We start from the raw sequence: 25,288 nt of genomic DNA, 5'->3' as shown, positions 1-25,288 counted from the left end.
GGGGTGTCAGGCGACCTTCTTGGCGTTCTCGATGGCCTCGGCGAGGCGCTCGATGATCGGGGTGCACTTGTCGTACGACAGGATCGCCTCGGGGGTCCGGGCGATGACCTGGCCGGCCTTGACGGCGGGCAGCTTCTTCCAGGTGGCCTCGGTGATGTCGGCCGGCTGGATGGTGGCGCTGCGGTCGTCCATGATGATGATGTCGGCCGGGTACTTGTCGACGTTCTCCCAGCTCAGGTTCTCGAACCAGCCGCCGCTCGCCTTGAGGTCCTTGGCGGAGGGCTCGACGATGTTCACGCCGAGGGCCTTGAAGTACTCCAGGTCGATGGAGAGGTTGGAGCCGGAGACGTAGAAGATGTCCTGGCTCGCGGAACCGGCCAGCACCTTGATCTCCGGGCGCGCCTTGGCGGCCTTGCGCAGCCGCTCGGCGGCCGCCTCGAACTTCTTCTTCGCCTCGACGATCTTCGCGGACTTCACGTCGGCGCCCAGGGACTGGGCCAGCGCGTACATGCGCTCCAGGGACTGCGGCATCTGGCGGTCGTAGACGGAGACGCCGACGCTCGGCGCGAGCTTGAGGATCTTGTCCTTGGACTCCTCGGGGACGTACCAGAGGGTGCCCGCGGAGTCGAACATCGTGGAGATCAGCACGTCGGGGGCGAGGCCCGCGTACTTCTCGATGTTGAACTGGCCCCACTCGTTGCCGAGGACCGTCAGCTTGCTGACGTCCATGTCGCCGGCCTGGACGTCGGCCTTGCCGTCCTTGGTCGTGGTCGGGCCGAACACGCCCTTGACCTCGATCCCGTAGTCGAACAGGGCGGCGGCGACACCGGTGAAGGCGACGATGTTCGCCGGGGTCTTGTCCAGCTTCACGGTCGTGCCGCGGTCGTCCTTGAACGTCCAGGGGCCGGCCTTCGCCGCGGCCTTGGTCGCGTCCGAGCCACTGTCTTTCGAGGCGTCGTCGTCACCGCAGGCGGCGAGGACGGCGCCGAGGCCGAGGACGCCGCCCGCGGCGAGGATGCCGCGACGGGAGAGCTGAGTGGCACGGGCGTTGGACATGAAGGTGGCTGCTTTCGACATGGGGCGGGGAGATCCGCCGGATCAGTTCGAAGATAGGTTAGCCTAACCTCAGCTCGTGTCCAGAGGGCGGGGCACCTCGACCGGGTCCGCGACCGACGACCTGCCCTGGGGGCCGCGGCCCCTGACGGCGTGTCCGACGCGCCGGGGTCACCAGCTTTCTGCACAACGCGCCCCGCTCGCCTGCGAGTTGGCCCCTGTGTCGCGGCCCGTGACGGCCGGCCTGGCGCGGCCACACACCCCGCGCGACGCAACGCGACGCGGCCACCGGCGGGCGGGTGCCCGTCGGTGGCCGCGGTCGTGCCGGTGGTGCGCGGGTCTCAGCCCGTGAGCCCCAGTTCCCGGGCGATCAGCATGCGCTGGACCTCGCTCGTGCCCTCGCCGATCTCCAGGATCTTGGAGTCGCGCCACATGCGGGCGACCGGGTACTCGTTCATGAAGCCGTAGCCGCCGTGGACCTGGGTGGCGTCACGGGCGTTGTCGACGGCGATCGTGGAGGAGTACAGCTTGGCGACCGCCGCCTCCTTCTTGAAGGGCTCGCCCGCGACGAGACGGGATGCGGCGTCGCGCCAGCCCACCCGGGCCATGTGCGCCTTCATCTCCATGTCGGCGATCTTGAACTGGATCGCCTGGTTGGCGCCGATCGGCCGTCCGAACGCGTGCCGCTCCTTGGCGTACTTGACGGACTCGTCGACACAGCCCTGCGCCAGACCCGTGGCCAGCGCCGCGATGGCGATGCGGCCCTCGTCCAGGATGCGCAGGAACTGCGCGTAGCCGCGGCCCTCCTCGCCGAGCAGGTTGGCCGCCGGGACGCGCACGTCCGAGAAGGACAGCTCACGGGTGTCGGAGGCGTTCCAGCCGACCTTCGAGTACGGGGCGGCGACCGTGAAGCCGGGGGTGCCGGAGGGCACGATGATCGCCGAGATCAGCGGCTTGCCGTCGGGCTTGCGGCCGGTGACCGCGGTGACCGTCACCAGGCCCGTGATGTCCGTGCCCGAGTTGGTGATGAAGCACTTGCTGCCGTTGATGACCCATTCGTCCGTCTCGGGGTCGAGGCGGGCGGTCGTGCGGGTCGCGCCCGCGTCCGAGCCGCCGTCCGGCTCGGTCAGGCCGAAGGCGCCCAGGATCTCGCCGGAGCACAGCCGCGGAAGCCACTCCCGCTTCTGCTCCTCGGTGCCGAAGAGGTGGATCGGCATGGCGCCCAGCGAGACGCCCGCCTCCAGGGTGATGGCCACGGAGGAGTCGACGCGGGCCAGCTCCTCCAGGGCGATGCCGAGGGCGAGGTAGTCGCCGCCCATGCCGCCGTACTCCTCGGGGAACGGCAGCCCGAACAGGCCCATGCGGCCCATCTCCCGCACGATCTCGTACGGGAACTCGTGCCGCTCGTAGAAGTCGCCGATCTTCGGCGCCACGACGTCGTGCGCGAACTCCTCCACCGTGCGGCGGAGTTCTTCGAGCTCGGGGGAGAGACGGTGGTCCAGGGACATGCTGTTCACTCCTGGTGGGAGAGGGCTTTTACGGTGCGGGACGGGCTGGGTCGGCCCAGTTGTCCGGCCATCCACACGCTGGTGGCGGTGAGGCGGCCGAGGTCGACCCCGGTGTCGATACCGAGGCCCTGGAGCATCCACACGAGGTCTTCCGTGGCGAGGTTGCCCGTCGCCGACTTCGCGTACGGGCAGCCGCCGAGGCCGCCCGCGGAGGCGTCGACCGTCGCGACGCCGTGCTGGAGGGCGGCCAGGGTGTTGGAGAGCGCCTGGCCGTAGGTGTCGTGGAAGTGCACGCCGAGCGAGCTGGTGGGCACGCCCTCCTCGTTCAGCTCGGCGAGCAGGGCCTGCACATGGCCCGGTGTCGCCACGCCGATCGTGTCGCCGAGGCTCAGCTCGTCACAGCCCATGTCCCGCAGCGCCTTGCAGACGCGGACGACCTGATGGACCGGGACGGGTCCCTCCCACGGGTCGCCGAAGCACATCGAGACATAGCCGCGGACGGAGAGCCTGGCCTCCTTGGCGCGGTTCACCACCGGCTCGAACATGGCGAGCGACTCGTCGACCGTCCGGTTCAGGTTGGCCTTCGCGAAGGACTCCGTCGCGCTGGCGAAGACGGCCACGTGCCGGGCGCCGAGCGCGAGCGCCCGCTCCAGCCCGCGCTCGTTCGGCACCAGCACCGGGAGCGCCACCGGAAGGTCGGCGACCTGCGGGAAGAGCTGTTCCGCGTCGGCCAGTTGGGGCACCCACTTCGGGTGGACGAAGCTGGTCGCCTCGATCGTGGTCAGACCCGCGTCCGCGAGGCGCCGGATGAACTCCGCCTTCACCTCGGTCGGCACGGTCGCCTTCTCGTTCTGCAGCCCGTCGCGCGCGCCGACCTCGTAGATCCGTACCCGGGCGGGCAGGTCCTGGGCGGGTACGGCCATGGGCAGGCCGAGTTCGGAGGTGTTCACGCCGTGTCCTCCTCGGCGGGGGTGATGACCGCGAGGACCTGGTCCATGGCGACCGTCGTGCCCGGGGTGACGTCCAGTTCGCTGACCGTCCCGGCGTGCGGCGCGGAGATGACGTGCTCCATCTTCATCGCCTCGACCACGAGCAGGCTCTGTCCGGCCGCCACCTCGTCGCCGACGGCGACCTTCACGACGGTCACCGTGCCGGGCATGGGCGCGGTCAGCGAGTCGGCCCCGGCGTGCGCGGCGCCGGTGAGCGACGCGGCCACCGGGTCGTGGTCGCGCACGTGCCAGGCGTCTCCGTCGCGGCCGATCCAGTCGGCGGCCCGGTGGAAGGTGTGCCGCACGCCGTCGAGCGTCACCGCGACCCGGTCGGCGCTGACCGTGTGGGTGCCGCGCGGGGTGTACTCCACCGGGTCGAGGACCCGCAGGGCGAAGCCGACCGGCTTCGGGGTGCCGCCGAGCCGCCAGCCGCTCGGCACCGAGAACGGGTCGGTCCAGCCCTCGCCCGACGGGGCCAGGGCGGCGAGCCGGACGGCCGCGGCCGCCTCGTACACCTCCTCGGGCACCCCGTCCGGGACCAGACCGTCGGCCTCCCGCTCGACCAGACCGGTGTCCAGGTCGCCGGCCACCACGTCCGGGTGGGCCAGCAGCCGGCGCAGGAAGCCCGCGTTGGTCTGGACCCCGAGCGTGACCGTCTCGGCGAGGGCGGCCCGGAGCCTGCGCAGCGCCGTGGGCCGGTCGGGCCCGTACGCGATGACCTTGGAGAGCATCGGGTCGTAGAGGCTGCCGACCTCGGTGCCCTCGGTGAGGCCCGAGTCGGTGCGCACCCCGTCGCCCTGCGGCTCGCGCAGGGCGAGCACGGTGCCCCCGGAGGGGAGGAACCCGCGTGCCGGGTCCTCGGCGCAGATCCGGGCCTCCACCGCGTGTCCGGTGAGGGTGATGTCCTCCTGCGCGTACGGCAGGTGCTCGCCGGCGGCGACCCGGAGCTGCCACTCGACGAGGTCGAGGCCGGTCACCAGCTCGGTGACCGGGTGCTCCACCTGGAGGCGGGTGTTCATCTCCATGAAGTAGTACGAGGACGGGTCGCCGCCGGGGACGATGAACTCCACCGTGCCCGCGCCCCGGTAGCCGCAGGAGCGGGCCGCCTGGACGGCCGCCTCGCCCATCGCGGCGCGCGTGGCCTCGTCGAGGAGCACGCTGGGCGCCTCCTCGATGATCTTCTGGTGGCGGCGCTGGAGGGAGCACTCGCGCTCGCCCAGGTGCACGACGTTGCCGTGCCCGTCCGCCAGGACCTGGATCTCGATGTGCCGGGGCCGGTCGACCCAGCGCTCCACGAGCAGCGTGTCGTCGCCGAAGGAGGCGCGCGCCTCGCGCCGGGCGGCGGCGATCTCGTCGGCCAGGACGGCGGTGTCGCGGACCAGGCGCATGCCCTTGCCGCCGCCGCCCGCGCTCGGCTTCAGCAGCACCGGGACGCCGATCTCGCGGGCGGCCGCGATCAGCTCCGCGTCCGTCAGACCGCTGCCCGAGGAGCCGGGGACGACCGGGACGCCGGCCGCCTTCACCGTCTCCTTGGCCCGGATCTTGTCGCCCATCAGGGAGATCGCCTCGGCGGACGGGCCGATGAAGACCAGTCCGGCCTCCGCGCAGGCCCGCGCGAAGGCGGCGTTCTCGGCGAGGAAGCCGTATCCCGGGTGCACCGCCTGGGCGCCGGTGCGGGCCGCCGCCTCCAGCAGCCGCTCCACCGACAGATAGCTCTCCGACGCGGGCGCCGGTCCGATCCGTACCGCCGTGTCGGCCTCCCGGACGTGCCGGGCGTCGGCGTCCGCGTCCGAGAAGACGGCCACCGAGCGCACGCCGAGCGCGCGCAGGGTGCGGATGACGCGTACGGCGATCTCACCCCGGTTGGCCACAAGCACTGTGTCGAACATGGGTCCCCTCACATCCGGAAGACGCCGAACTGGGGGTCACCCAGGGGCGCGTTGGCGCAGGCGGTCAAGGCGAGTCCGAGGACCTGCCGGGTCTCCATCGGGTCGATCACGCCGTCGTCCCAGAGCCGGGCGCTCGCGTAGTAGGCGCTGCCCTGCTGCTCGTACTGGCGGCGGATCGGGTCCTTGAAGTCCTCCTCGTCCGCGGCCGGCCAGGACTCGCCGCGGGCCTCGATCTGGTCGCGCTTGACGGTCGCGAGGACCGAGGCGGCCTGCTCGCCGCCCATCACCGAGATCTTGGCGCCCGGCCACATCCACAGGAAGCGCGGCGAATAGGCCCGGCCGCACATCGAGTAGTTGCCCGCGCCGTACGAACCGCCGATCACGACGGTCAGCTTCGGCACGCGGGTGCAGGCGACGGCCGTCACCATCTTCGCGCCGTGCTTGGCGATGCCGCCCGCCTCGTACTGGCGGCCCACCATGAAGCCGGAGATGTTCTGCAGGAACACCAGCGGGATGCCGCGCTGGTCGCACAGCTCGATGAAGTGGGCGCCCTTCTGGGCCGACTCCGAGAACAGGATGCCGTTGTTGGCGACGATGCCCACCGGGTGGCCGTGGATCCGGGCGAAGCCGGTGACCAGGGTCTGCCCGAACTCGGCCTTGAACTCCGCGAAGCGGGAACCGTCGACCACGCGCGCGATGACCTCGCGTACGTCGTAGGGGGTGCGGGAGTCGACCGGCACCGCGCCGTACAGCCCGTACGGGTCGACCTTGGGCTCGGCCGCCGCGGTGACCTCCCAGGGCAGCTTCCCGCGCGCGGGGAGGGTGGAGACGATGGTGCGCACGATCCGCAGCGCGTGCGCGTCGTCCTCGGCGAGGTGGTCGGTGACGCCGGAGGTCCGGGAGTGGACCTCGCCGCCGCCCAGCTCCTCGGCGGTGACCACCTCACCGGTGGCCGCCTTCACCAGCGGGGGCCCGCCCAGGAAGATCGTCCCCTGGTTGCGGACGATCACGGCCTCGTCGCTCATCGCCGGTACGTACGCGCCGCCGGCCGTGCAGGAGCCGAGGACGGCCGCGATCTGCGGGATCCCGGCGCCGGACATCCGCGCCTGGTTGTAGAAGATCCGCCCGAAGTGCTCGCGGTCGGGGAACACCTCGTCCTGCATGGGCAGGAAGGCGCCCCCGGAGTCCACGAGGTATACACAGGGCAGACGGTTCTCCAGCGCGACCTCCTGGGCGCGCAGGTGCTTCTTCACCGTCATCGGGTAGTACGTGCCGCCCTTGACGGTGGCGTCGTTGGCGACGATCACGCACTCGCGCCCGCTCACCCGGCCGATCCCGGCGATGACACCGGCGGCCGGGGCCGCGCCGTCGTACATCCCGTCGGCGGCGAGCGGCGCCAGCTCCAGGAACGGGGAGCCGGGGTCGAGCAGGGCGTCCACGCGGTCGCGGGGGAGCAGCTTGCCGCGCGCGGTGTGCCGCGCCCGTGCCTTCTCACCGCCGCCGAGCCGCACCGCGGCCAGCTTGCGGCGCAGCTCCTCGCCCAGCGCGCGGTGTGCCGCCTCGTTGGCCCTCCAGGCCTCCGACGCGGGATCGGCCGCGCTCGTCAGCTCCGGTGCCTCTTGCATCCTGCGGTCCCCTCACCAGTGGTCGACCAGTTAATGAGCGTTAACGCAACTCCTTCAGGTTAACGACCGCTAACCGTGATGTCTAGAATTGTTTTCATGGCCACCAGAACCGACGCCCCCACGCGGCGTGAGCAGATCCTGAGGGAGGCCGCGCGGCTGTTCGCCGAGCGTGGCTTCCATGGCGTGGGAGTGGACGAGATAGGAGCGGCGGTCGGAATCAGCGGCCCCGGTCTCTACCGGCACTTCGCCGGCAAGGACGCGATGCTCGCCGAGCTGCTGGTGGGGATCAGCGGGCAACTGCTCACGGGCGGCCGGCGCAGGGTGGCCGAGGCCGAGGGCGGCGCCGAGTGCCTCCTCGACTCGCTCATCGAGGGACACATCGACTTCGCGCTCGACGACCGTCCTCTGATCACCCTGCACGACCGCGAGCTGGACCGCCTGCGGGACAGCGACCGCAAGATGGTGCGCCAGCTCCAGCGCCAGTACGTCGAGCTGTGGGTGGAGGTGGTGCGCGAGGTGTACCCGGATCTGGCCGAGCCCGCCGCCCGCTCCGCGGTCCACTCGGTCTTCGGTCTCCTGAACTCGACCCCGCACCTGGGGCGGCCCGGCGCGCTGCCCGGGCGCGCGGGCACGGCGGAGCTGCTGCACCGGATGGCACGGGGGGCGTTCGGAGCGGCCGCTGTGGCTCCCGGTGCGTGACGAGCGTCTCGGGGGGTGACCCCTGGACGGCGCTCGTGACCGGCGGGTAACCTCATATCTGAGCAAGCGCTTAGACATAACACCAGGTATCCAGGCGGAGGTGGCGGCGGTGCGCCGTACTGTGTTCAACGAGGACCACGAGGCGTTCCGGGAGACCCTGCGCGCCTTCATCGAGGCCGAGGTCGTCCCGGTCTACGACGAGTGGCTCGCCGCCGGTCAGGCGCCGCGCGACTTCTACTACAAGCTCGCCGAGCTCGGCGTCTTCGGCATCCGCGTCGACGAGGAGTACGACGGCGCCGGCATCGACTCGTACAAGTTCGAAGCCATCGTGTACGAGGAGACCGCCCGCGCGGGCATCACCTTCGGCGGCTCCGGCGTGCACGTGCTGCTCGGCCTGCCCTACATCAAGATGCTCGCCAGCGACGAGCAGAAGAAGCGGTTCCTGCCGAAGTTCGTCTCCGGCGAGGAGATGTGGGCCCTCGCGATGACCGAGCCGGGCACCGGCTCCGACCTCGCGGGCATGAAGACCACCGCCAAGCTCTCCGAGGACGGCACGCACTACGTCCTCAACGGTGCCAAGACCTTCATCACCGGCGGCGTTCACGCCGACCGCGTGATCGTCTGCGCCCGCACCTCCGCGCCCACCGCCGAGGACCGCCGCCACGGCATCTCGCTGTTCGCCGTGGACACCAAGTCCGAGGGCTACTCCATCGGCCGCAAGCTCGACAAGCTCGGCCTGAAGACCTCCGACACCGCCGAGCTGGCGTTCGTCGACGTGAAGGTGCCCGTCGAGGACCTGCTCGGCGAGGAGAACAAGGGCTTCTACTACCTCGGCCACAACCTCGCCTCCGAGCGCTGGGGCATCGCCTTCGGCGCCTACGCGCAGGCCAAGGCCGCGGTCCGGTTCGCCAAGGAGTACGTCCAGGAGCGCACCGTCTTCGGCAAGCCGGTCGCCCACTTCCAGAACACCAAGTTCGAGCTGGCCGCCTGCCAGTCCGAGGTGGACGCGGCCGAGGCCGTCGTCGACCGCGCCCTGGAGGCCCTCGACGCCGGGGAGCTGACCCCGGCCGAGGCCGCCAGCGCCAAGCTGTTCTGCACCGAGGTCGCGCACCGCGTCATCGACCGCTGCCTCCAGCTCCACGGCGGCTACGGCTTCATGAACGAGTACCCGATCGCCCGCCTGTACGCGGACAACCGCGTCAACCGCATCTACGGCGGCACCAGCGAGATCATGAAGACGATCATCGCCAAGGACATGGGCCTGTAAGGTCCGAGAAAAGACTGCGCGGTACAACTGCCTTATGAGCGAGGCACTTCAGGATCTCCTCGATCTGCTCGATCTCGAGCGGATCGAGGAGAACATCTTCCGCGGCCGTTCCCGGTCCGCCGTGGTCCCCAGGGTCTTCGGCGGACAGGTCGCGGCGCAGGCCCTCGTGGCCGCGGGGCGCACGGTCCCCGAGGACCGGCTCGCCCACTCCCTGCACGCGTACTTCCTGCGGATCGGCGACCCCGGCGCACCCATCGTGTACTCGGTGGACCGCATCCGCGACGGCCGCTCCTTCACCACCCGCAGGGTGGTCGCCGTCCAGCACGGACAGCCGATCTTCCACCTCTCCGCGTCCTTCCAGACGTACGAGGAGGGCATGGAGCACCAGGCCCCGATGCCGCCCGCCCCGGACCCCGAGACGCTGCCCACGGCCGCCGAACTGCTCCCGCTCTACGCCGACGTCTTCACCGACGCCGACGTCGTGGAGCGCATCCTGGAGGCCCGGGAGTCCGTCGACCTGCGCTACGTCGACGCGCCGCCCTACGGCACCGTCGGCGAGCCCCGCGAACCGCGCTCCCAGGTGTGGTTCCGCACCAACGGCAAGCTCGCGGACGACCCGCTGCTGCACGTCGTCCTCGCGACGTACGTCTCGGACATGACGCTCCTCGACTCCATCCTGCTCGCCCACGGGCGCGGCGGCTGGGTGACCGGCGACGTCGTCGGCGCCTCGCTCGACCACGCCATGTGGTTCCACCGCCCGTTCCGGGCCGACGAGTGGCTCCTGTACGACCAGGAGTCGCCGTCCGCGTCGGGCGGCCGGGGCCTGGGCCAGGCCCGGATCTACACCCAGGACGGCCGGCTGGCCATCTCGGTGATCCAGGAGGGCGTGGTCCGCGTCCCCCGGTAGGCCTTCGCGGGTAGAAGTGGAGGCATGACCGACACACCGCAGGACACCGGCAGCGGCGAGAGCGTCTTCACGGTGATCGTCGCCGCGGTCGCCAACCTCGGGATCGCCCTCGCCAAGGCGGTCGCGGGGGTCATCAGCGGCTCCAGCGCGATGCTGTCGGAGGCCGCACACTCCGTCGCCGACACCGTCACGGAACTGCTGCTGCTCACCGCCCTCAAACGCAGTGAGAAGCCCGCGGACGAGGACCATCCGCTCGGCTACGGCCCCGAGCGCTACATCTGGGCCCTGCTCGCCGCCGTCGCCACCTTCGTGGGCGGCGCCGTCTTCTCCATCTACGACGGTGTCCACACCCTGGTCGCGGGCGAGGAACTCGGCGACCCGCTCGTCTCGTACATCGTGCTGGCCGTCGCCTTCGTCCTGGAGGGCTTCTCCCTGCGGACGGGACTGCGGCAGGCGCGCGGCGAGGCCGCCCGGCTCGACGCCCCCTTCAAGACCTACTTCCGGCGCACCCCGGACACCGCCGTGAAGGCCGTCGTCATGGAGGACTCGGCCGCACTCGTCGGCCTGGTCTTCGCCGCGGGCGGGCTGCTCGGCGGCCAGCTCACCGGATCGGGCGTCTGGGACGGCATCGCCTCGCTGCTCATCGGTCTCCTGCTGCTCTACGTCGCCTGGGTGCTGGGCCGTTCCAACGCGGAGCTGCTGATCGGACGGCCGCTGCCGAAGTCCGCGCGGGAGCGGATCAGGGCGGAGCTGCTGGGGGTGGAGCACGTGGAGGCCGTACTGGAGCTCATCACGCTCGTGCAGGGGCCCCGCGAGGCGCTCGTCGCCGCCAAGGTCGACTTCCGGGACGCGTCGACCGCGGCCCAGATCGAGTGGGCCTGCGAACAGGCCGAGGACCGGATCCGGTCGGCGTTCCCCGCCGTGAGCAGGGTGTACCTGGACCCGACCCCCGGCTACGCCCAGCGCCGGTCCGAGGGGCTCAACCCCTGGCCGTGAACGGGGCGCCCGCCGCGGGATCCGGGGCCGCGACTCAGGCCAGTCCGGCCTCGTTCAGCAGGTACGCCGTCATCGGGTCGTAGTGGCGCGGGCTGAGGACGTGGTCGTCGAGCGGCACCACGACCTGGAGCGTTCCCTCCGACTCGGCGCAGAAGAGCGCCGGGTCGTTGCAGTCGGCGTAGCCCACGGAGTCCACGCCGTGCTGACCCGCGTAGCCGGCCCAGCCGTGGTCGGCCACGACCAGGTCGGGCAGGGGGCGGCCCTCCCGCTCCAGCGCGGTGAGGATCGCGCGCATCGGCTCGCCCGAGTGCGTGTGCCACAGCGTGGCGCCGTGCTCCAGCACCGCCACGTCCGCGAACTGCATGACGTACCCCTCGTCCGTCCGCAGACCGTCCGGGATCACCACGATCTCGCAGCCGGCCGCGCGCAGGGCGGCGGCCGTGGCCCGGTGCACGTCCAGCAGACCGCCCGGGTGACCGGTCGCGAACAGCACCCGCTGCCGGTCCTCGGCCGCCTTGCGCAGCCGCCCGGCGAGACGCTCCAGCGCGTCCACGGTCAGCTCGGGGTCGATGGTGTCCTGGCCGTAGCGGTGCTCGGGGTCGTCGTTGACGCCGACCCGCTCCGCCATCACCGCGAGCACGTCCTGCTCGTCGCTCCAGCGGTCGCCGAGTTCCAGACCGAGCCACCAGTTGCGCTCGCCGTTCGCCAGCTTGCGGTAGTGGGAGAGGTTGTTCTCGCGGGGCGTGGCGACATCGCCCGCGATACGGGTCTTCACGAGGTGGTCGACGAGTTCGGCGCGGCTGGGCGTCCCGGGTATCGGCATAGCACCATTGTGCCGGTGCGCCCGGCCACGGGGCGCGGCCGTCCCGGTCGCTGGGACATGCGTCACTCGTGTGTACGGGCCGCCGCGCCGCTCCCGCCGCCCCGGGTCCCCTCCTCCCGCAGCGCGAACCACAACTCCATGCGTACGTCCGGGTCGTCGAGGTCCGTGTCCAGCAACGCGGCGCAGCGGGCGATGCGTTGGCGGACGGTGTTGCGGTGGACTGACAGGGCGATGGCCGTGCGGTCCCAACTGCCGTGCAGGGAGAGCCAGGTGCGCAGGGTCTCGGTCAGGGCGGGAGTCCCGGCGACGGGGGCCAGGAGGGTCTGGGCGTGGGCCTCGGCGTCCGCCGGGGGGACGAGGTCGGCGAGCGCGGGACGGTCGCCGTGCCGGACCAGGTCCGCCCGGGTGGCGCGGGCGCGGGCCAGCGCGCGGGCCGCCTGGGTGTCGGCGCCCGCCCATCCGTGCGGGCCCGCCGGAGCGCTGACCCCGCAGACCCAGCCCGGCTGCGCGGCGGGCGCGCGGTCGCCGGGGACCAGGACGCGGACGACGTCGCCGTCCACGTCCACCAGGGCGGAGCCCAGCGCGGCCGCGAGCGCGGACGCCGCGACGGTGTCCGGGGCGGGGCCGTCCCCGGCGGGACGGGCGTGCACGACCACCCACCGCTCCCCGCCGAGCAGCGGTGCCACGGCCTCGGGCGCCGCCCCGAGCAGCAGCCGCACCAGTGCCGCCGACCGCCCGGCGGCGCTCGCGCTCTGGTGCTCCCCGGTGAGCAGGGAGAGCAGTACGGACGCGACGGAGGCGATCGTGTGGTCGCCGGGGTCGCGGCGCGGTGCGGCGACGCCCAGGACGAAGCCCTGGCCGCTGCCGAGGGCGTAGGCCGTGAGGTGGACCCCGCCCACGGTGTCGGTGGCCGAGGACGGGGCGGGCCCCTGGGCCTCACGGGGCCGCACCACACCGGCGAGCTCGCCGAGCACGTCCTCGGGGGACGCCCCGCCGTCCGAGGGGGCGGGAGCCGCCGGGCCGGGGCGGGGCGCCTTCGGAGGGCCGGGCGGCGGGACCGGGCCGGGCGGTGGGACGGTTCCGGCGTGGGCCAGTTCCGTGCCCTCCGGGCCGTACAGCGCCGCCCAGCCGTTCACCCGCCGGGCGAGCTGCCGCAGGACCGCCGGGACCGGATCGGGGCGGGCCGCGGCGGCCGCCAGGCTCTGCTGGGCCTCGGTCACCCGGCGCAGCTCGGCCAGCCGGGCCTGGGCCATGAGCTGCCACACCGCGCGGGCGACCCCGGAGAACGTCGTCCGGGGCGGGACCTCCAGCAGGGGGAGCCCGTGGGTGTCGCAGGCCGCGACGAGGGCGGGCGGGACCGTGTCGTGGACCGGCGCGAGACCGAACCCGAGGGCCGCGCCGCCCGCCGCGACGATCCGGGAGACATAGCCGTCGAAGTACTCGACCGGGCCGGGAGCGTCCGCGCCGGAAGGGCCTTCGCCGGGAGCGGCCGCCGAGGGCACGTGGACCCCCGCCGTCAGCAGCAGCTCGCCGCCCAGCAGGTACGGGTAGGGGTCGGCCATCTCCGAGGTGTGCGCCCAGTGGATCACCGTGTCGGGCTCCGCGGGCCCGGCGATCAGGCGCAGGCCCAGGTCCTCGCGGGCCAGGAGCGCCGACAGCGGTACGGGAGGGGTGGGCGGCACGGCCGGGGCGGACACGGCGGGGACGGACGGCGTCGACGGGTCCGGCACGAGGACGGTTCCTCCATCCCGTTCGGACCGGGACGGACGGTCGCGCCGTCCCGGCGGATCAGGATGGACGATTCCTCCATCCCGTTCGGTTCGAATGGATGAAACGTACACTTCGCAGCCGCATTCCGGCCACCTAAGGTCGGTCCCGACCGGCAGTCACGGGTACGGGCGTATGTCCCCGTGATCAGTCGCCGGCTCGTCCCCCACACCCCCGCACGACACGCCACCGAGCACCTGGAGGAGACCCATGGCCGTCGACTACACAGTGATCGTCGTCTATCTGGCCGGCATGCTGGCCATGGGCTGGTGGGGCATGCGCCGCGCCAAGTCCAAGAGCGACTTCCTCGTCGCCGGACGACGGCTCGGGCCCGTCATGTACTCCGGCACCATGGCCGCGATCGTCCTGGGCGGCGCGTCCACCATCGGCGGCGTCGGCCTCGGCTACCAGTACGGCCTCTCGGGCGCCTGGATGGTCTTCACCATCGGCCTCGGCCTGCTGGCCCTGTCCGTCTTCTTCTCCGCCCGCATCGCGCGCCTCAAGGTCTACACCGTCTCCGAGATGCTCGACCTGCGCTACGGCGGCCGGGCCGGCCTCATATCCGGCGTCGTCATGTGGGCGTACACCCTGATGCTCGCGGTCACCTCGACCATCGCGTACGCCACGATCTTCGACGTCCTCTTCGACATGAACCGGACGCTCGCGATCATCCTGGGCGGCTCGATCGTCGTCGCGTACTCGACGCTCGGCGGCATGTGGTCGATCACGCTCACCGACATGGTGCAGTTCGTCGTCAAGACGATCGGCGTGCTGCTCCTGCTGCTGCCCATCGCGGTGGTCAAGGCGGGCGGCTTCTCCGCGATGAAGGCCAAGCTGCCCACCGAGTACTTCGACCCGCTGGGCATCGGCGGCGAGACGATCTTCACCTATGTGCTGATCTACACGTTCGGCATGCTGATCGGGCAGGACATCTGGCAGCGCGTCTTCACCGCGCGCAACGACCGCACCGCCAAGTGGGGCGGCACCGTGGCCGGCACCTACTGCCTGGTCTACGCCCTCGCCGGCGCCGTCATCGGCACCGCCGCCAAGGTCATGTACCCGAAGCTGCCCAGCGCCGACACCGCCTTCGCGACCATCGTCAAGGACGAACTCCCGGTCGGCGTGCGCGGACTTGTCCTCGCCGCGGCCCTCGCCGCCGTGATGTCCACCTCCTCCGGCGCCCTGATCGCCTGCGCCACCGTCGCCAACAACGACATCTGGTCCCGGCTGCGCGGCGCCGTGAAGCGCGACGCGGGCGAGGAGCACGACGAGGTCAAGGGCAACCGCGCCTTCATCCTGGTCATGGGCATCGCCGTGATCTGCACGGCGATCGCGCTCAACAACGTCGTCGAGGCGCTGACCGTCGCCTACAACCTGCTCGTCGGCGGTCTGCTCGTCCCGATCCTCGGCGGACTGCTGTGGAAGCGCGGCACGGTCCACGGAGCGCTCGCCTCCGTCGTCGTCGGCGGCGTCGCGGTCATCGGCCTGATGGCCACGTACGGCATCCTCGCGAACGAGCCCGTCTACTACGGACTGCTCCTCTCCCTGGCCGCCTACGTGATCGTCTCGCTGGCCACCCCGGCGACCGACGCCGCGGTACTGGCCACTTGGCGGGAGCGGCTCGCCGGCCGTGACGCCGAACCCCTGTCCGAGCCGGTCCCGGTTCACCAGTAGAGTCGTGTTACTTGTACTTAGTTGTACATACGCGACGAAGCGTAGGAAAGAAGGCAAAACCCCATGAGCAGCAACGAGACGCCCCGCGGTCCCGTCGATTCCTCCCGCGTCCCGCGGTACGCCGGTCCCGCGACCTTCGCCCGGCTGCCGCGCCTCGACGAGGTCGGCACCGCCGACGTCGCCGTCGTCGGTGTGCCGTTCGACTCCGGCGTCTCGTACCGGCCGGGCGCCCGCTTCGGCGGCAACGCGATCCGCGAGGCGTCCCGGCTGCTGCGGCCCTACAACCCGGCGCAGGACGCCTCCCCGTTCGCCCTCGCGCAGGTCGCGGACGCCGGTGACATCGCGGCGAACCCGTTCAACATCAACGAGGCCGTGGAGACGGTGGAGGCCGCCGCCGACGAACTGCTCGGCACCGGCGCCCGCCTGATGACCCTCGGCGGCGACCACACCATCGCGCTCCCCCTGCTGCGCTCGGTCGCCAAGAAGCACGGCCCGGTCGCCCTGCTCCACTTCGACGCGCACCTCGACACCTGGGACACCTACTTCGGCGCCGAGTACACCCACGGCACCCCGTTCCGCCGCGCCGTCGAGGAGGGCATCCTCGACACCTCGGCCCTCTCCCACGTCGGCACCCGCGGCCCGCTGTACGGCAAGCAGGACCTCACCGACGACGAGAAGATGGGCTTCGGCATCGTCACCTCGGCGGACATCTACCGCCGCGGCGCCGACGAGGTCGCCGACCAGCTCCGCCAGCGCATCGGGAACCGCCCGCTCTACATCTCCATCGACATCGACTGCCTCGACCCGGCGCACGCGCCCGGCACCGGCACCCCGGAGGCGGGCGGCATGACCTCCCGCGAGCTCCTGGAGATCCTGCGCGGACTGTCGTCCTGCAACCTGGTCTCGGCCGACGTCGTCGAGGTCGCCCCGGCCTACGACCACGCCGAGATCACCGCGGTGGCCGCGTCCCACACCGCGTACGAACTGACCACCATCATGTCCCGCCAGATCGCGGAGGCCCGGAGCAAGTGACCCACGACCACGACCTGGTTCTCCGTCCGACGGCGGCGCAGACGGAGGCCGCGCTCAACCCGCCCCCCGGCCGCAACGGCGGAGACCTGGTCGTGGAGACCCTCTCCGGTCTCGGCGCGACGACCGTCTTCGGACTGCCGGGCCAGCACGCGCTCGGCATGTTCGACGCGCTGCGCCGTTCCTCGCTCCGCTACATCGGTCTGCGCGTCGAGAACAACGCCGGATTCGCGGCGGACGCCTACGGCCGGATCACCGGTGAGGCGGCCCCGCTGCTGCTCTCCACCGGCCCCGGGGCGCTGACCTCGCTCGCCGCGCTCCAGGAGGCCAGGGCCGCCTCGGCCCCGGTCCTCGCCATCAGCAGCCAGATCCCGACCGCGGGACTCGGCGGCGGCCGGCACGGCTACCTCCACGAACTCCCCGACCAGCAGGCGTCGTTCAGGGGTGTCGTCAAGTCCGTCCACACGGTCCGTACGCAGTCGCAGATCCCCTCCGCCATCGCGGCGGCCTGGGAGTCGGCGCTGACCGCCCCGCACGGGCCGGTGTGGGTGGAGATCCCGCAGGACGTCCTGCTCGCGGAGACCCACCTGCCGCAGGTCACGGCGATGGACGCGACCCCCGAGGACGTCGTCCCCCGCCCCGAACTGACCGCGCTCGCGGCCCACTTGCTGTCCTCGGCGGCCCGCCCCGCGATCATCGCGGGCGGCGGTGTCGTCCGGTCCGACGCGTCCGGCAAGCTGAGGGCGCTCGCGGAGAAGCTGGACGCGCCGGTCGTCACCACCTTCGGCGGCAAGGGCGCCTTCCCCTGGACCCACCCGCTCTCGCTCCAGTCCTGGCTGGAGGACCGGCACACCACCGACTTCCTGGAGGACGCGGACGTCCTGCTGGTCGTCGGGTCCGGTCTCGGTGAACTGTCCTCGAACTACCACACGTTCAAGCCCCGCGGCCGGGTGATCCAGATCGAGGCCGACCTCGGCAAGCTGGAGTCCAACCACCCGGCGATCGGCATCCACGCGGACGCGCGCCTCGCGCTGTCCGCGCTCCTGGAGACGGTGGAGGAGCGCCCCGACCCGTCGGCGGCCGAGCGCGTGCGCACGGTCCTCGCCCGGGTGGCGGAACGCATCGCCGCCCAGGAACTCACCCTGGAACAGGACGTGCTGGCGGCCGTCCGCCGGGCCCTGCCGGCCGGCTCGCCGTCCTTCTGGGACATGACGATCCTGGCGTACTGGGCGTGGTCGGCCTTCGACCCGCGCGGGAGCAACACCATGCACTCCGCGCAGGGCGCGGGCGGCCTCGGCTACGGCTTCCCCGCCGCCCTCGGCGCGGCGGCGGCCGATCCCTCCCGCCCGGTCCTCGCGGTGTCCGGCGACGGCGGCGCGCTCTACTCGATCGCCGAACTCGCCGCGGCCCGGCAGTACGGCCTGGACGTCACCTGGCTGATCGTCGACGACGGCGGCTACGGCATCCTGCGCGAGTACATGACCGACGCCTTCGGCCAGGCCACGGCGACGGAGCTGTCCCGCCCGGACTACGTGGCCCTCGCCGAGTCCTTCGGCGTCCCGGGCGTCCTGACGACTCCCGGGACGCTGGAGGAGGACCTGGCCAAGGCGCTGGCCACGCCGGGCCCCTCGGTGGTCGTCCTGCCGGCCCTGCTGCGGATGTTCGCGCCGACCCACCTGGACTGAGGGCCGGCCTCGCCGGGGACGAGCGTCACCCGGGACCCCTTCCGTGCGGAAGGGGCCCCGGGGGCCTCGCGTGACCGCCCGTCTACCAGATCGCCTCGACCCACTCCGGGTGGTCGATGAACGGGTTGCGGTTGTGCTGGTAGGAGTCGTAGATGACCTGGTTGCGCTTCTCCTCGAAGGCGCTGGGCGGGTCCGCCTCGTTCCACGCCTTGAGCACGGAGAGCTTGCCGATGTACGGGGTGCTGCCGTTGTTGACCTTCTCGTCGGGCTCCAGGTTCGCGAAGCCGTCGTCGCCCTCGTAGCGGACCGCCATGTAGAGGATCATGCGGGCCACGTCGCCCTTGTCCGCGTCGCGCGGCTCGAAGGAGTCGGAGTCCACCTTGCTGCCGCCGCCGTTGGTGACCGCGCTGCCGCCGTTGTCGAAGTCCAGGTTGCCGCGGATGCTGTTGACCTGGACGTCCGCCGGACGCAGATGATGCAGGTCGGTGCCGGGACCGGTCACCTCGCCGAAGTCGCCGTGCGACTTGGCCCAGGTGTGCTCGCGGTTCCAGTCGCCGACGTCGCCGCCGTTGAGGGACTTGGCCCGGGACACACCGCTGTACAGCAGGATCACGTTGTTGCTGTTGTTCGGGTCCTGGTCGGTGGCCATCAGCGCGTTCCAGACCGCGGAGTACGAGATCTTGGTCTGGCTGCTGATGATGGTGTGCAGCGAGGACTTCAGGCTCGTGCCGGACTTTCCGATCGCGTTCTTGTAGTACGTGCTGTCGTACGCGGTCGTGGTGGCGCTCGCGGGGGTCGCGGTCATCGTCGGAAGGGTGATCCCGACGAGGACGGCGGAGGTGGTCACCGCCAGGGTCTTCCAGCGGCGTATCTGCGTGGCGGGCATCGTGGGGTGTCCGTTCTACGCGGGTTGAATGGAGCGGATAACCGGGAGGGTGACATGGACATGAGGTTCAGGAGGTTAAGGGGGCGTGTTGGTTCTGTGTCGGGATTCAACAACTCGGTTGTTCTTCGCGGGACATGACGGAACGGGTGGCCTCCGGCCGAATCGGTCGGGGGTCGCCGGGCCGTCACGCCAGGACGACCCGCCGGCCCGGCCGCTTCGGAGGGACGGCTGCCGTGCGTCGCCCGGGTGCCCGCGGTGTCGGCCGCGCCTGCCCCTCGCGGTGTCGGTGGTGCCTGCGGCGCGTGCTCCCCGGCGTGTGCGGTGCCTGCGGGGCCCGCAGTGCCCGCAGTGCCCGCAGTGCCCGCAGTGCCCGCAGTGCCCGCAGTGCCCGCAGAGCCTGCCGGGCCCGAGGCGCCTTTCACCCTGAACTATCCGAGATGTCCGAGATGTTCAGCCAACCGGTCCCGAACTTCCGTGCCCGGAACATCTGTACAACTATCGGGTGCCCCCGTGAGTCTTCGATGCGAGCGCGCCCTTGGCGCGCTCCGTATCGCTTCAAGGGGATGGGAAGCCTCCATGACTCACCGGATATCCCGGGCTGCCCGTGTGCTCGCAACGAGCCTCGGTGCCGCGGTGATCGTGCCGATCGCGATCGCCGCGGCCCCGGCCGGTGCCGCGCCGGCGCCGACGGTCAGCTGTACGTCGAGCAAGGCCGGTCTGGCCGCCAAGCTGCAGACGGACATCACCGCGGCGCTCGCGAACCGCAGGGGCACCGTCGCGGTCGGACTGTACGACCGCTCCACCAACACCACCTGCACGCTCCGCGCCACCACCTCGTTCGACTCGGCCAGCACGGTGAAGGTCACCGTCCTCGCCACGCTGCTGTGGGACGCGAAGAAGCACAACCGCTATCTGACGAGCACCGAGACCTCGCTCGCCACCAAGATGATCACCCAGTCGGACAACGCCTCGACGACCAAGCTGTGGAACCAGCTCGGTCTGACGAAGATCAAGGGCTTCCTGACCGCGGCCGGGATGACGAAGACCACGCCCGGCACCGGCGGCTACTGGGGTCTGACCCAGATCAACGTCACCGACGAGCAGAAGCTGCTCAAGCTCGTCACCGCCAAGAACACGGTGCTGAGCGACAACTCGCGCGCGTACATCCTGAAGCTCATGGGTCAGGTCGTCTCCTCGCAGCGCTGGGGGACGCCGGCCGGGGCGCCCTCGACGGTCGCCGTGCACGTCAAGAACGGCTGGCTCTCGCGCTCCTCGAACGCCTGGCGGGTGCACAGCCTCGGCACGTTCAACGGCGGCGGCCGTGACTACATGATGTCGGTGCTCACCGTCGGCAGCAGCACCATGGACTACGGCGTCGCCACCATCCAGGCCGTCGCCAAGGTCATCCACAAGGACCTCGTGCCGACCAGCGTCGCCCCCCAGCGGTTCACGCCGACCTCGCAGCCGACGGAGGCCTTCCCGGCCGTCCCGGCGGGCTGACCGGGGCCGGGGAGCCCGCGTCGGCACCTCGCACGCCCTTTCGTACTGCCTTTCGAACTCCGTCGTCCGCCCGCCCGGCCACCGGCCCGGCGGGCGGACGATTGTTGCGGAGGGATGAAATCCGCTTCGCTCGGTGTTGGTCCCTTCCGGCGGAGTGAGATCTACGGAAGGTGCCGGAGTGGCGACGGAACGGGGATGGGCGCGGCGGCTCGCCGGGTACGCCTGGCGGTACCCGAAGGACGTGGTGCTCGCACTCGGGTCCTCCCTGGGCGGCATGGCCCTGATGGCGGTGGTCCCGCTGATCACCAAGGTGATCATCGACGACGTCATCGGCGACCACAGCCGGGGCATGGCCCCCTGGGCGGGCGCGCTGCTCGGCGCCGCCGTCCTCGTCTACGCCCTCACCTTCGTCCGCCGCTACTACGGCGGCCGGCTCGCGCTCGACGTCCAGCACGACCTGCGGACCGACATGTACGAGACGATCACCCGGCTGGACGGGCGGCGTCAGGACGAGCTGTCCACCGGACAGGTCGTGGGCCGCGCGACCAGCGACCTCCAGCTCATCCAGGGCCTGCTGTTCATGCTCCCGATGACCATCGGGAACGTCCTGCTCTTCCTGATCTCCCTCGGGATCATGGCCGCGCTGTCCCTGCCGCTCACCCTGGTCGCGCTGGCCGTCGCCCCGGCCCTGTGGTTCGTCGCCAAGCGCAGCCGCTCCCGGCTGCACCCCGCCACCTGGTACGCGCAGGCGCAGGCCGCCGCCGTGGCCGGTGTCGTGGACGGCGCCGTCAGCGGCGTCCGCGTGGTGAAGGGCTTCGGCCAGGAGGATCAGGAGACCGGCAAACTGCGCGAGGTCGGCCGGCGGCTCTTCGCGGGCCGGCTGCGGACCATCCGCCTCAACGCCAAGTACACCCCGGCCCTCCAGGCCGTGCCCGCCCTCGGCCAGGTCGCGATGCTCGCGCTCGGCGGCTGGCTCGCCGTGCGCGGCGAGATCACGCTCGGCACGTTCGTGGCGTTCTCCACCTACCTCGCGCAGCTCGTCGGACCGGTGCGGATGCTGGCCGTCGTGCTGACCGTCGGACAGCAGGCCCGCGCCGGCGCCGAGCGCGTGCTGGAGCTCATCGACACCCAGCCGTCGATCAAGGACGGCACCAAGACCCTGCCCGCGGACGCGCCCGCCACCGTCGAGTTCGACGACGTGTCCTTCGGCTACACCCCGGACCGGCCCGTCCTGGACGGGCTGAGCTTCGAGATCCGGCCCGGCGAGACCCTCGCCGTCGTCGGCTCCTCCGGCTCCGGCAAGTCGACCGTCTCGCTGCTGCTGCCCCGCTTCTACGACGTGACGCACGGCGCCGTCCTCATCGGCGGGCACGACGTTCGCGAGCTCACCACCGAGTCCCTGCGCGCCGCGATCGGGCTCGTCCCCGAGGACTCCTTCCTCTTCTCCGACACCGTGCGCGCCAACATCGCCTACGGCCGCCCCGACGCCACCCAGGACGAGATAGAGACCGCCGCCCGCGCCGCCCAGGCGCACCGCTTCATCGCCGAGCTGCCCGCCGGCTACGACACCAAGGTCGGCGAGCACGGCCTCACCCTCTCCGGCGGCCAGCGCCAGCGCGTCGCGCTCGCCCGCGCCATCCTCACCGACCCGCGGCTGCTCGTCCTCGACGACGCCACCTCCGCCGTGGACGCCCAGGTCGAGCACGAGATCCACGAGGCGCTCGGCCAGGTCATGCGGGGCCGCACGACCCTGCTGATCGCCCACCGCCGCTCCACCCTCAACCTCGCCGACCGCATCGCCGTCCTGGACGGCGGCCGGCTCGCCGACATCGGCACCCACGACGAGCTCCAGTCACGCTCGGCGCTCTACCGGCGGCTGCTCACCGACCCGGACGAGCTGGGCGGGGTCTCCCCGGGCCACGCCCTGCCGGCCGCGCCGCGGGAGGACAGCTCCGTACGCGAGGAGCTGGACGCCGAGTTCGACGCCGAGCGCGGCGTCACACCGCACCTGTGGACCGGCGACCGCGAGCCCCGCGACAACGCGCTCGAAGGCATGCCCGCCACCCCCGGACTGCTCGCCCAGGTCGAGGCGCTGCCCCCGGCCACCGACGTGCCGGACGTCGACGAGGTCCGCGCGGTCACGCCCGAGGACTCCTACGGACTGCGCCGGCTGCTGCGCGGCTTCGGCGCCCCGCTGCTCGTCAGCCTCGCCCTGGTCGCCGTCGACGCGGTCATGACGCTGCTGCTGCCCATCCTGATCCGGCACGGCATCGACCAGGGCGTCACCCGGCTCGCGCTCGGCGCGGTCTGGGCCGCCGCCGCGCTCGCGCTGATCACGGTGCTCGTCCAGTGGGCCGCGCAGATCGGCGAGACCCGCAAGACCGGCCGCACCGGCGAGCGGGTCCTGTACAGCCTGCGTCTGAAGATCTTCGCGCAGCTCCAGCGCCTCGGACTCGACTACTACGAGCGCGAGCTCACCGGCCGGATCATGACCCGGATGACGACCGACGTCGACGCCCTGTCCACGTTCCTGCAGACCGGGCTGGTCACCGCGTTCGTCTCCGTCGTCACCTTCTTCGGCATCATGGCCGCGCTGCTCGTGATCGACGTACAGCTCGCGCTGGTCGTCTTCGTGACGCTGCCGCCGCTGGTCGTCGGCACGTTCTTCTTCCGCCGGGCGAGCGTGAAGGCGTACGAACTGGCCCGCGAGCGGGTGTCCGTCGTGAACGCCGATCTCCAGGAGTCGGTGTCCGGGCTGCGGATCCTCCAGGCGTTCCGGCGCGAGGGCGCGAGCGGGCGGCGCTTCGCGGAGGGCAGCGACAGCTACCGCAGGGCGCGCATCCGCGGCCAGTGGCTCATCTCCGTGTACTTCCCCTTCGTCCAGCTCCTGGCCTCGGGGGCGGCGGCGGCCGTGCTGATCGTGGGCGCCCACCGGATCGACTCCGGCACGCTCACCACCGGCGCGCTGGTCGCCTACCTCCTGTACATCGACCTGTTCTTCGCGCCCGTGCAGCAGCTCTCGCAGGTGTTCGACGGCTACCAGCAGGCCACCGTGTCGCTGGGCCGCATCCAGGAGCTGCTCCGGGAGCCGACCTCGACCAAGTCCGCCGACGCGCCGCTGGACGTGCCCTCGCTGCGCGGCGAGATCGCCTTCGAGGACGTCGGCTTCGCCTACGGCGGCGCGGACGACGCCGAGGAGGCGCTCAGCGCGGTGTCCCTGCGCATCCCCGCCGGGCAGACCGTCGCCTTCGTCGGCGAGACCGGCGCGGGCAAGTCGACGCTCGTGAAACTGGTCGCCCGGTTCTACGACCCGACGTCCGGGCGGGTGACGGTCGACGGCATGGACGTGCGCGATCTGGACATCACCGCCTACCGGCACCGGCTCGGCGTCGTGCCCCAGGAGGCCTACCTCTTCCAGGGCACCGTCCGCGACGCCATCGCCTACGGCCGTCCCGGCGCCGGTGACGCCGAGGTGGAGGCCGCCGCCCGCGCGGTCGGGGCGCACGACATGATCGCCACCCTGGACGGCGGCTACCTCCACGAGGTCGCCGAGCGCGGCCGCAACCTCTCCGCCGGCCAGCGCCAGCTCATCGCGCTGGCCCGCGCCGAGCTGGTCGACCCGGACGTGCTGCTGCTCGACGAGGCCACGGCGGCGCTCGACCTGGCGACCGAGGCCCTGGTCAACCAGGCGACCGACCGGCTGGCGGGCCGCCGTACGACGCTGGTGGTCGCCCACCGGCTGACGACGGCGGCCCGCGCCGACCGGGTCGTCGTGATGGACCACGGCCGGGTCGCCGAGGACGGCACCCACGAGGAACTGCTCCGCCTGGACGGCCGCTACGCCGCGCTGTGGCGGACCTTCGTGGGCGCTCCCGAGCCCGAGGAGCCGGTCAGCTCCTCGGCTTGATGCCGGAGATCTTCTTCGTCGCCAGGTCCGACTGCACCGTCAGATAGGTGTACGTCGGGTGCGCGGCGGAGCCCCAGGTGAGCCGGACCGTCGACCAGGTGTGCCCGGCGCCGCTGTCGCCCGCCGTCACCTTCCAGGCGCTCGGCACGTCCTGGGCGCGCAGCACCCCGTCCGCGTGCTGCCGGTGCTCCCAGCCGGTGAGCTGGGTGCGCAGCGCCGGGGTCAGGTAGAAGGACCGCAGCCGGGTGCTCAGGGTGCCGGAGTCCCCGTCGGTCACGGCGTCGATGTAGGCGCCGTAGAAGTCGGCCACGCGGTCGTAGGCGGGACCGTTGCTCCCGCTGCGGGCGGGCGGTGCCGCGGTGGAACTCGCGACGGCCGGCACCGAGGCGCCGGCGGCGATCAGCAGGGCCGCGGCGACGACCGCGCGGCCGGTGGTGAGGGAGGACTTGGTACCGGACATGGTGAACCGCCTTCGTTTCCTCATGAGTCGGGCCCGAGAAGCGGACCCGTGAGTTGGACTCGGGAGAAACAGGCACCGTTGTATCCAAAGAAGGCAAAAACCTCGCAAGGTGGCATGCGCGGCCGGTGAGTTCGTAGCGGTACGCAACCATCCGCCGTACGTCCTGCGTCCGTACACCAGTACGCTGATTGCTGCGGGAGGGACGACAGTGGACAGTGGTGCGATACGGCGACGGCTGGCGCTCGGCCTGGCCGTGCTGACCGCGGGCGGACTGCTCGCCTTCATGAGCGCGGGCAGCGCCCAGGCGGCCTCCTCCTCCTGCTCGGGCCGCAAGGTCCGCACCCTGCCGTTCACGACCGGCTCCGTGCAGGTGTACAAGCGCAGCGGCTATGTGTGCGCCGTGACCTTCCCCGAGGCGCGGGGCTCGCGCAAACGGATGTCCGTCAGCGTGCAGGCGCGCGGCGGCCGGCCGGTGGTGGACTCCGGACACTTCGCGCATCACGCGGGCCCGGTGACCCTGTACGCGGGTCACCGCTGCGTCCGGATCAAGGGCTCGGTCGGCTCGGGCTCGGTGAGCTCCGGCTGGATCCTGTGCTGATGCACGTATGACCCAAGACCCCCTGG

General features: G+C 71.8%; 19 protein-coding genes. 10 read left to right on the top strand and 9 right to left on the bottom strand.

Annotated features, from left to right (window positions below; all coding sequences use genetic code 11):
- Positions 1 to 6: 6 nt before the first annotated feature.
- The 5 genes from ACFRIC_RS25715 to ACFRIC_RS25695 form a co-directional block, all read right to left on the bottom strand.
- Positions 7 to 1,056, bottom strand: a complete 1,050-nt coding sequence (locus tag ACFRIC_RS25715; protein ID WP_382790458.1) for an ABC transporter substrate-binding protein — start codon at positions 1,054 to 1,056, stop codon at positions 7 to 9.
- Between the two features lie 338 nt (positions 1,057 to 1,394).
- Complete coding sequence (locus tag ACFRIC_RS25710) at positions 1,395 to 2,555, bottom strand: acyl-CoA dehydrogenase family protein (protein ID WP_382790455.1); 1,161 nt, start codon at positions 2,553 to 2,555, stop codon at positions 1,395 to 1,397.
- An 11-nt stretch (positions 2,556 to 2,566) separates the two neighbouring features.
- Positions 2,567 to 3,511: a hydroxymethylglutaryl-CoA lyase gene (locus tag ACFRIC_RS25705; protein ID WP_382789879.1), complete on the bottom strand. Its 945-nt coding sequence runs from the start codon at positions 3,509 to 3,511 to the stop codon at positions 2,567 to 2,569.
- Positions 3,508 to 5,439, bottom strand: coding sequence for an acetyl/propionyl/methylcrotonyl-CoA carboxylase subunit alpha (locus ACFRIC_RS25700; protein ID WP_382789877.1), 1,932 nt, complete (start codon positions 5,437 to 5,439; stop codon positions 3,508 to 3,510). The genes ACFRIC_RS25705 and ACFRIC_RS25700 overlap by 4 nt, the downstream gene beginning before the upstream one ends.
- Before the next feature lie 8 nt (positions 5,440 to 5,447).
- On the bottom strand, positions 5,448 to 7,064 hold the full coding sequence (locus ACFRIC_RS25695) for a carboxyl transferase domain-containing protein (RefSeq protein ID WP_382789874.1): 1,617 nt from the start codon (positions 7,062 to 7,064) through the stop codon (positions 5,448 to 5,450).
- A gap of 96 nt (positions 7,065 to 7,160) precedes the next feature.
- Here ACFRIC_RS25695 and ACFRIC_RS25690 point away from each other — a divergent pair, with 96 nt between their 5' ends.
- The 4 genes from ACFRIC_RS25690 to ACFRIC_RS25675 all read left to right on the top strand — a co-directional run bounded on the left by ACFRIC_RS25690 (position 7,161) and on the right by ACFRIC_RS25675 (position 10,933).
- On the top strand, positions 7,161 to 7,763 hold the full coding sequence (locus ACFRIC_RS25690; RefSeq protein ID WP_382789871.1) for a TetR/AcrR family transcriptional regulator: 603 nt from the start codon (positions 7,161 to 7,163) through the stop codon (positions 7,761 to 7,763).
- 109 nt (positions 7,764 to 7,872) lie between these two features.
- The gene (locus ACFRIC_RS25685; protein WP_351861650.1) at positions 7,873 to 9,030 is read left to right on the top strand and encodes an acyl-CoA dehydrogenase family protein; all 1,158 of its coding nucleotides are present in this window, start codon (positions 7,873 to 7,875) and stop codon (positions 9,028 to 9,030) included.
- 34 nt (positions 9,031 to 9,064) lie between these two features.
- Positions 9,065 to 9,937: an acyl-CoA thioesterase II gene (tesB, locus tag ACFRIC_RS25680; RefSeq protein ID WP_382789867.1), complete on the top strand. Its 873-nt coding sequence runs from the start codon at positions 9,065 to 9,067 to the stop codon at positions 9,935 to 9,937.
- 24 nt (positions 9,938 to 9,961) lie between these two features.
- Positions 9,962 to 10,933, top strand: a complete 972-nt coding sequence (locus ACFRIC_RS25675; RefSeq protein WP_382789864.1) for a cation diffusion facilitator family transporter — start codon at positions 9,962 to 9,964, stop codon at positions 10,931 to 10,933.
- 34 nt (positions 10,934 to 10,967) lie between these two features.
- On the opposite strand, the gene ACFRIC_RS25670 is transcribed toward ACFRIC_RS25675, so the two are convergent.
- Complete coding sequence (locus ACFRIC_RS25670; protein WP_382789862.1) at positions 10,968 to 11,756, bottom strand: phosphatase; 789 nt, start codon at positions 11,754 to 11,756, stop codon at positions 10,968 to 10,970.
- A gap of 62 nt (positions 11,757 to 11,818) precedes the next feature.
- The gene (locus tag ACFRIC_RS25665; protein WP_382790452.1) at positions 11,819 to 13,453 is read right to left on the bottom strand and encodes a PucR family transcriptional regulator ligand-binding domain-containing protein; all 1,635 of its coding nucleotides are present in this window, start codon (positions 13,451 to 13,453) and stop codon (positions 11,819 to 11,821) included.
- A 280-nt stretch (positions 13,454 to 13,733) separates the two neighbouring features.
- On the opposite strand from ACFRIC_RS25665, the gene ACFRIC_RS25660 reads away from it, so the two are divergent.
- The 3 genes from ACFRIC_RS25660 to ACFRIC_RS25650 all read left to right on the top strand — a co-directional run bounded on the left by ACFRIC_RS25660 (position 13,734) and on the right by ACFRIC_RS25650 (position 17,911).
- Positions 13,734 to 15,197, top strand: coding sequence for a sodium:solute symporter (locus ACFRIC_RS25660; RefSeq protein ID WP_382789859.1), 1,464 nt, complete (start codon positions 13,734 to 13,736; stop codon positions 15,195 to 15,197).
- Between the two features lie 63 nt (positions 15,198 to 15,260).
- Positions 15,261 to 16,229: an agmatinase gene (gene speB / locus ACFRIC_RS25655; protein WP_339129477.1), complete on the top strand. Its 969-nt coding sequence runs from the start codon at positions 15,261 to 15,263 to the stop codon at positions 16,227 to 16,229.
- Positions 16,226 to 17,911, top strand: coding sequence for a thiamine pyrophosphate-binding protein (locus ACFRIC_RS25650; protein ID WP_382789856.1), 1,686 nt, complete (start codon positions 16,226 to 16,228; stop codon positions 17,909 to 17,911). The genes speB and ACFRIC_RS25650 overlap by 4 nt, the downstream gene beginning before the upstream one ends.
- An 82-nt stretch (positions 17,912 to 17,993) precedes the next feature.
- Here ACFRIC_RS25650 and ACFRIC_RS25645 read toward each other — a convergent pair whose 3' ends face one another.
- Positions 17,994 to 18,797, bottom strand: coding sequence for an endonuclease I family protein (locus tag ACFRIC_RS25645; RefSeq protein WP_382789854.1), 804 nt, complete (start codon positions 18,795 to 18,797; stop codon positions 17,994 to 17,996).
- 576 nt (positions 18,798 to 19,373) lie between these two features.
- Here ACFRIC_RS25645 and ACFRIC_RS25640 point away from each other — a divergent pair.
- Both ACFRIC_RS25640 and ACFRIC_RS25635 read left to right on the top strand, forming a co-directional pair.
- Positions 19,374 to 20,297, top strand: a complete 924-nt coding sequence (locus tag ACFRIC_RS25640) for a serine hydrolase (protein ID WP_382789852.1) — start codon at positions 19,374 to 19,376, stop codon at positions 20,295 to 20,297.
- A 178-nt stretch (positions 20,298 to 20,475) separates the two neighbouring features.
- Entirely contained in the window at positions 20,476 to 24,204 is a 3,729-nt protein-coding gene (locus ACFRIC_RS25635; RefSeq protein WP_382789849.1) for an ABC transporter ATP-binding protein, read from the top strand.
- Here ACFRIC_RS25635 and ACFRIC_RS25630 read toward each other — a convergent pair.
- Positions 24,188 to 24,664: a hypothetical protein gene (locus tag ACFRIC_RS25630; RefSeq protein WP_382789847.1), complete on the bottom strand. Its 477-nt coding sequence runs from the start codon at positions 24,662 to 24,664 to the stop codon at positions 24,188 to 24,190. The genes ACFRIC_RS25635 and ACFRIC_RS25630 overlap by 17 nt on opposite strands.
- Before the next feature lie 208 nt (positions 24,665 to 24,872).
- Between ACFRIC_RS25630 and ACFRIC_RS25625 the strand changes: the two genes are divergently transcribed.
- Positions 24,873 to 25,262, top strand: a complete 390-nt coding sequence (locus ACFRIC_RS25625; protein ID WP_355775025.1) for a hypothetical protein — start codon at positions 24,873 to 24,875, stop codon at positions 25,260 to 25,262.
- The last annotated feature ends 26 nt before the right edge of the window (positions 25,263 to 25,288 follow it).

Source organism: Streptomyces sp. NPDC056738 (genome assembly GCF_042790435.1).
GTDB lineage: Bacteria > Actinomycetota > Actinomycetes > Streptomycetales > Streptomycetaceae > Streptomyces.
The sequence above is the reverse complement of the archived record's forward strand: the minus strand, read 5'-3'. Positions and strand labels throughout refer to the sequence as shown.

Bases quoted from the DNA above. Each gene is read 5' to 3' on its own strand.
- ACFRIC_RS25715 (WP_382790458.1), bottom strand. From the start codon at position 1,056: ATGTCCAACGCCCGTGCCACTCAGCTCTCCCGTCGCGGCATCCTCGCC.
- ACFRIC_RS25700 (WP_382789877.1), bottom strand. From the start codon at position 5,439: ATGTTCGACACAGTGCTTGTGGCCAACCGGGGTGAGATCGCCGTACGC.
- ACFRIC_RS25695 (WP_382789874.1), bottom strand. From the start codon at position 7,064: ATGCAAGAGGCACCGGAGCTGACGAGCGCGGCCGATCCCGCGTCGGAG.
- ACFRIC_RS25690 (WP_382789871.1), top strand. From the start codon at position 7,161: ATGGCCACCAGAACCGACGCCCCCACGCGGCGTGAGCAGATCCTGAGG.
- tesB (WP_382789867.1), top strand. From the start codon at position 9,065: ATGAGCGAGGCACTTCAGGATCTCCTCGATCTGCTCGATCTCGAGCGG.
- ACFRIC_RS25675 (WP_382789864.1), top strand. From the start codon at position 9,962: ATGACCGACACACCGCAGGACACCGGCAGCGGCGAGAGCGTCTTCACG.
- ACFRIC_RS25670 (WP_382789862.1), bottom strand. From the start codon at position 11,756: ATGCCGATACCCGGGACGCCCAGCCGCGCCGAACTCGTCGACCACCTC.
- ACFRIC_RS25660 (WP_382789859.1), top strand. From the start codon at position 13,734: ATGGCCGTCGACTACACAGTGATCGTCGTCTATCTGGCCGGCATGCTG.
- speB (WP_339129477.1), top strand. From the start codon at position 15,261: ATGAGCAGCAACGAGACGCCCCGCGGTCCCGTCGATTCCTCCCGCGTC.
- ACFRIC_RS25645 (WP_382789854.1), bottom strand. From the start codon at position 18,797: ATGCCCGCCACGCAGATACGCCGCTGGAAGACCCTGGCGGTGACCACC.
- ACFRIC_RS25640 (WP_382789852.1), top strand. From the start codon at position 19,374: ATGACTCACCGGATATCCCGGGCTGCCCGTGTGCTCGCAACGAGCCTC.
- ACFRIC_RS25630 (WP_382789847.1), bottom strand. From the start codon at position 24,664: ATGTCCGGTACCAAGTCCTCCCTCACCACCGGCCGCGCGGTCGTCGCC.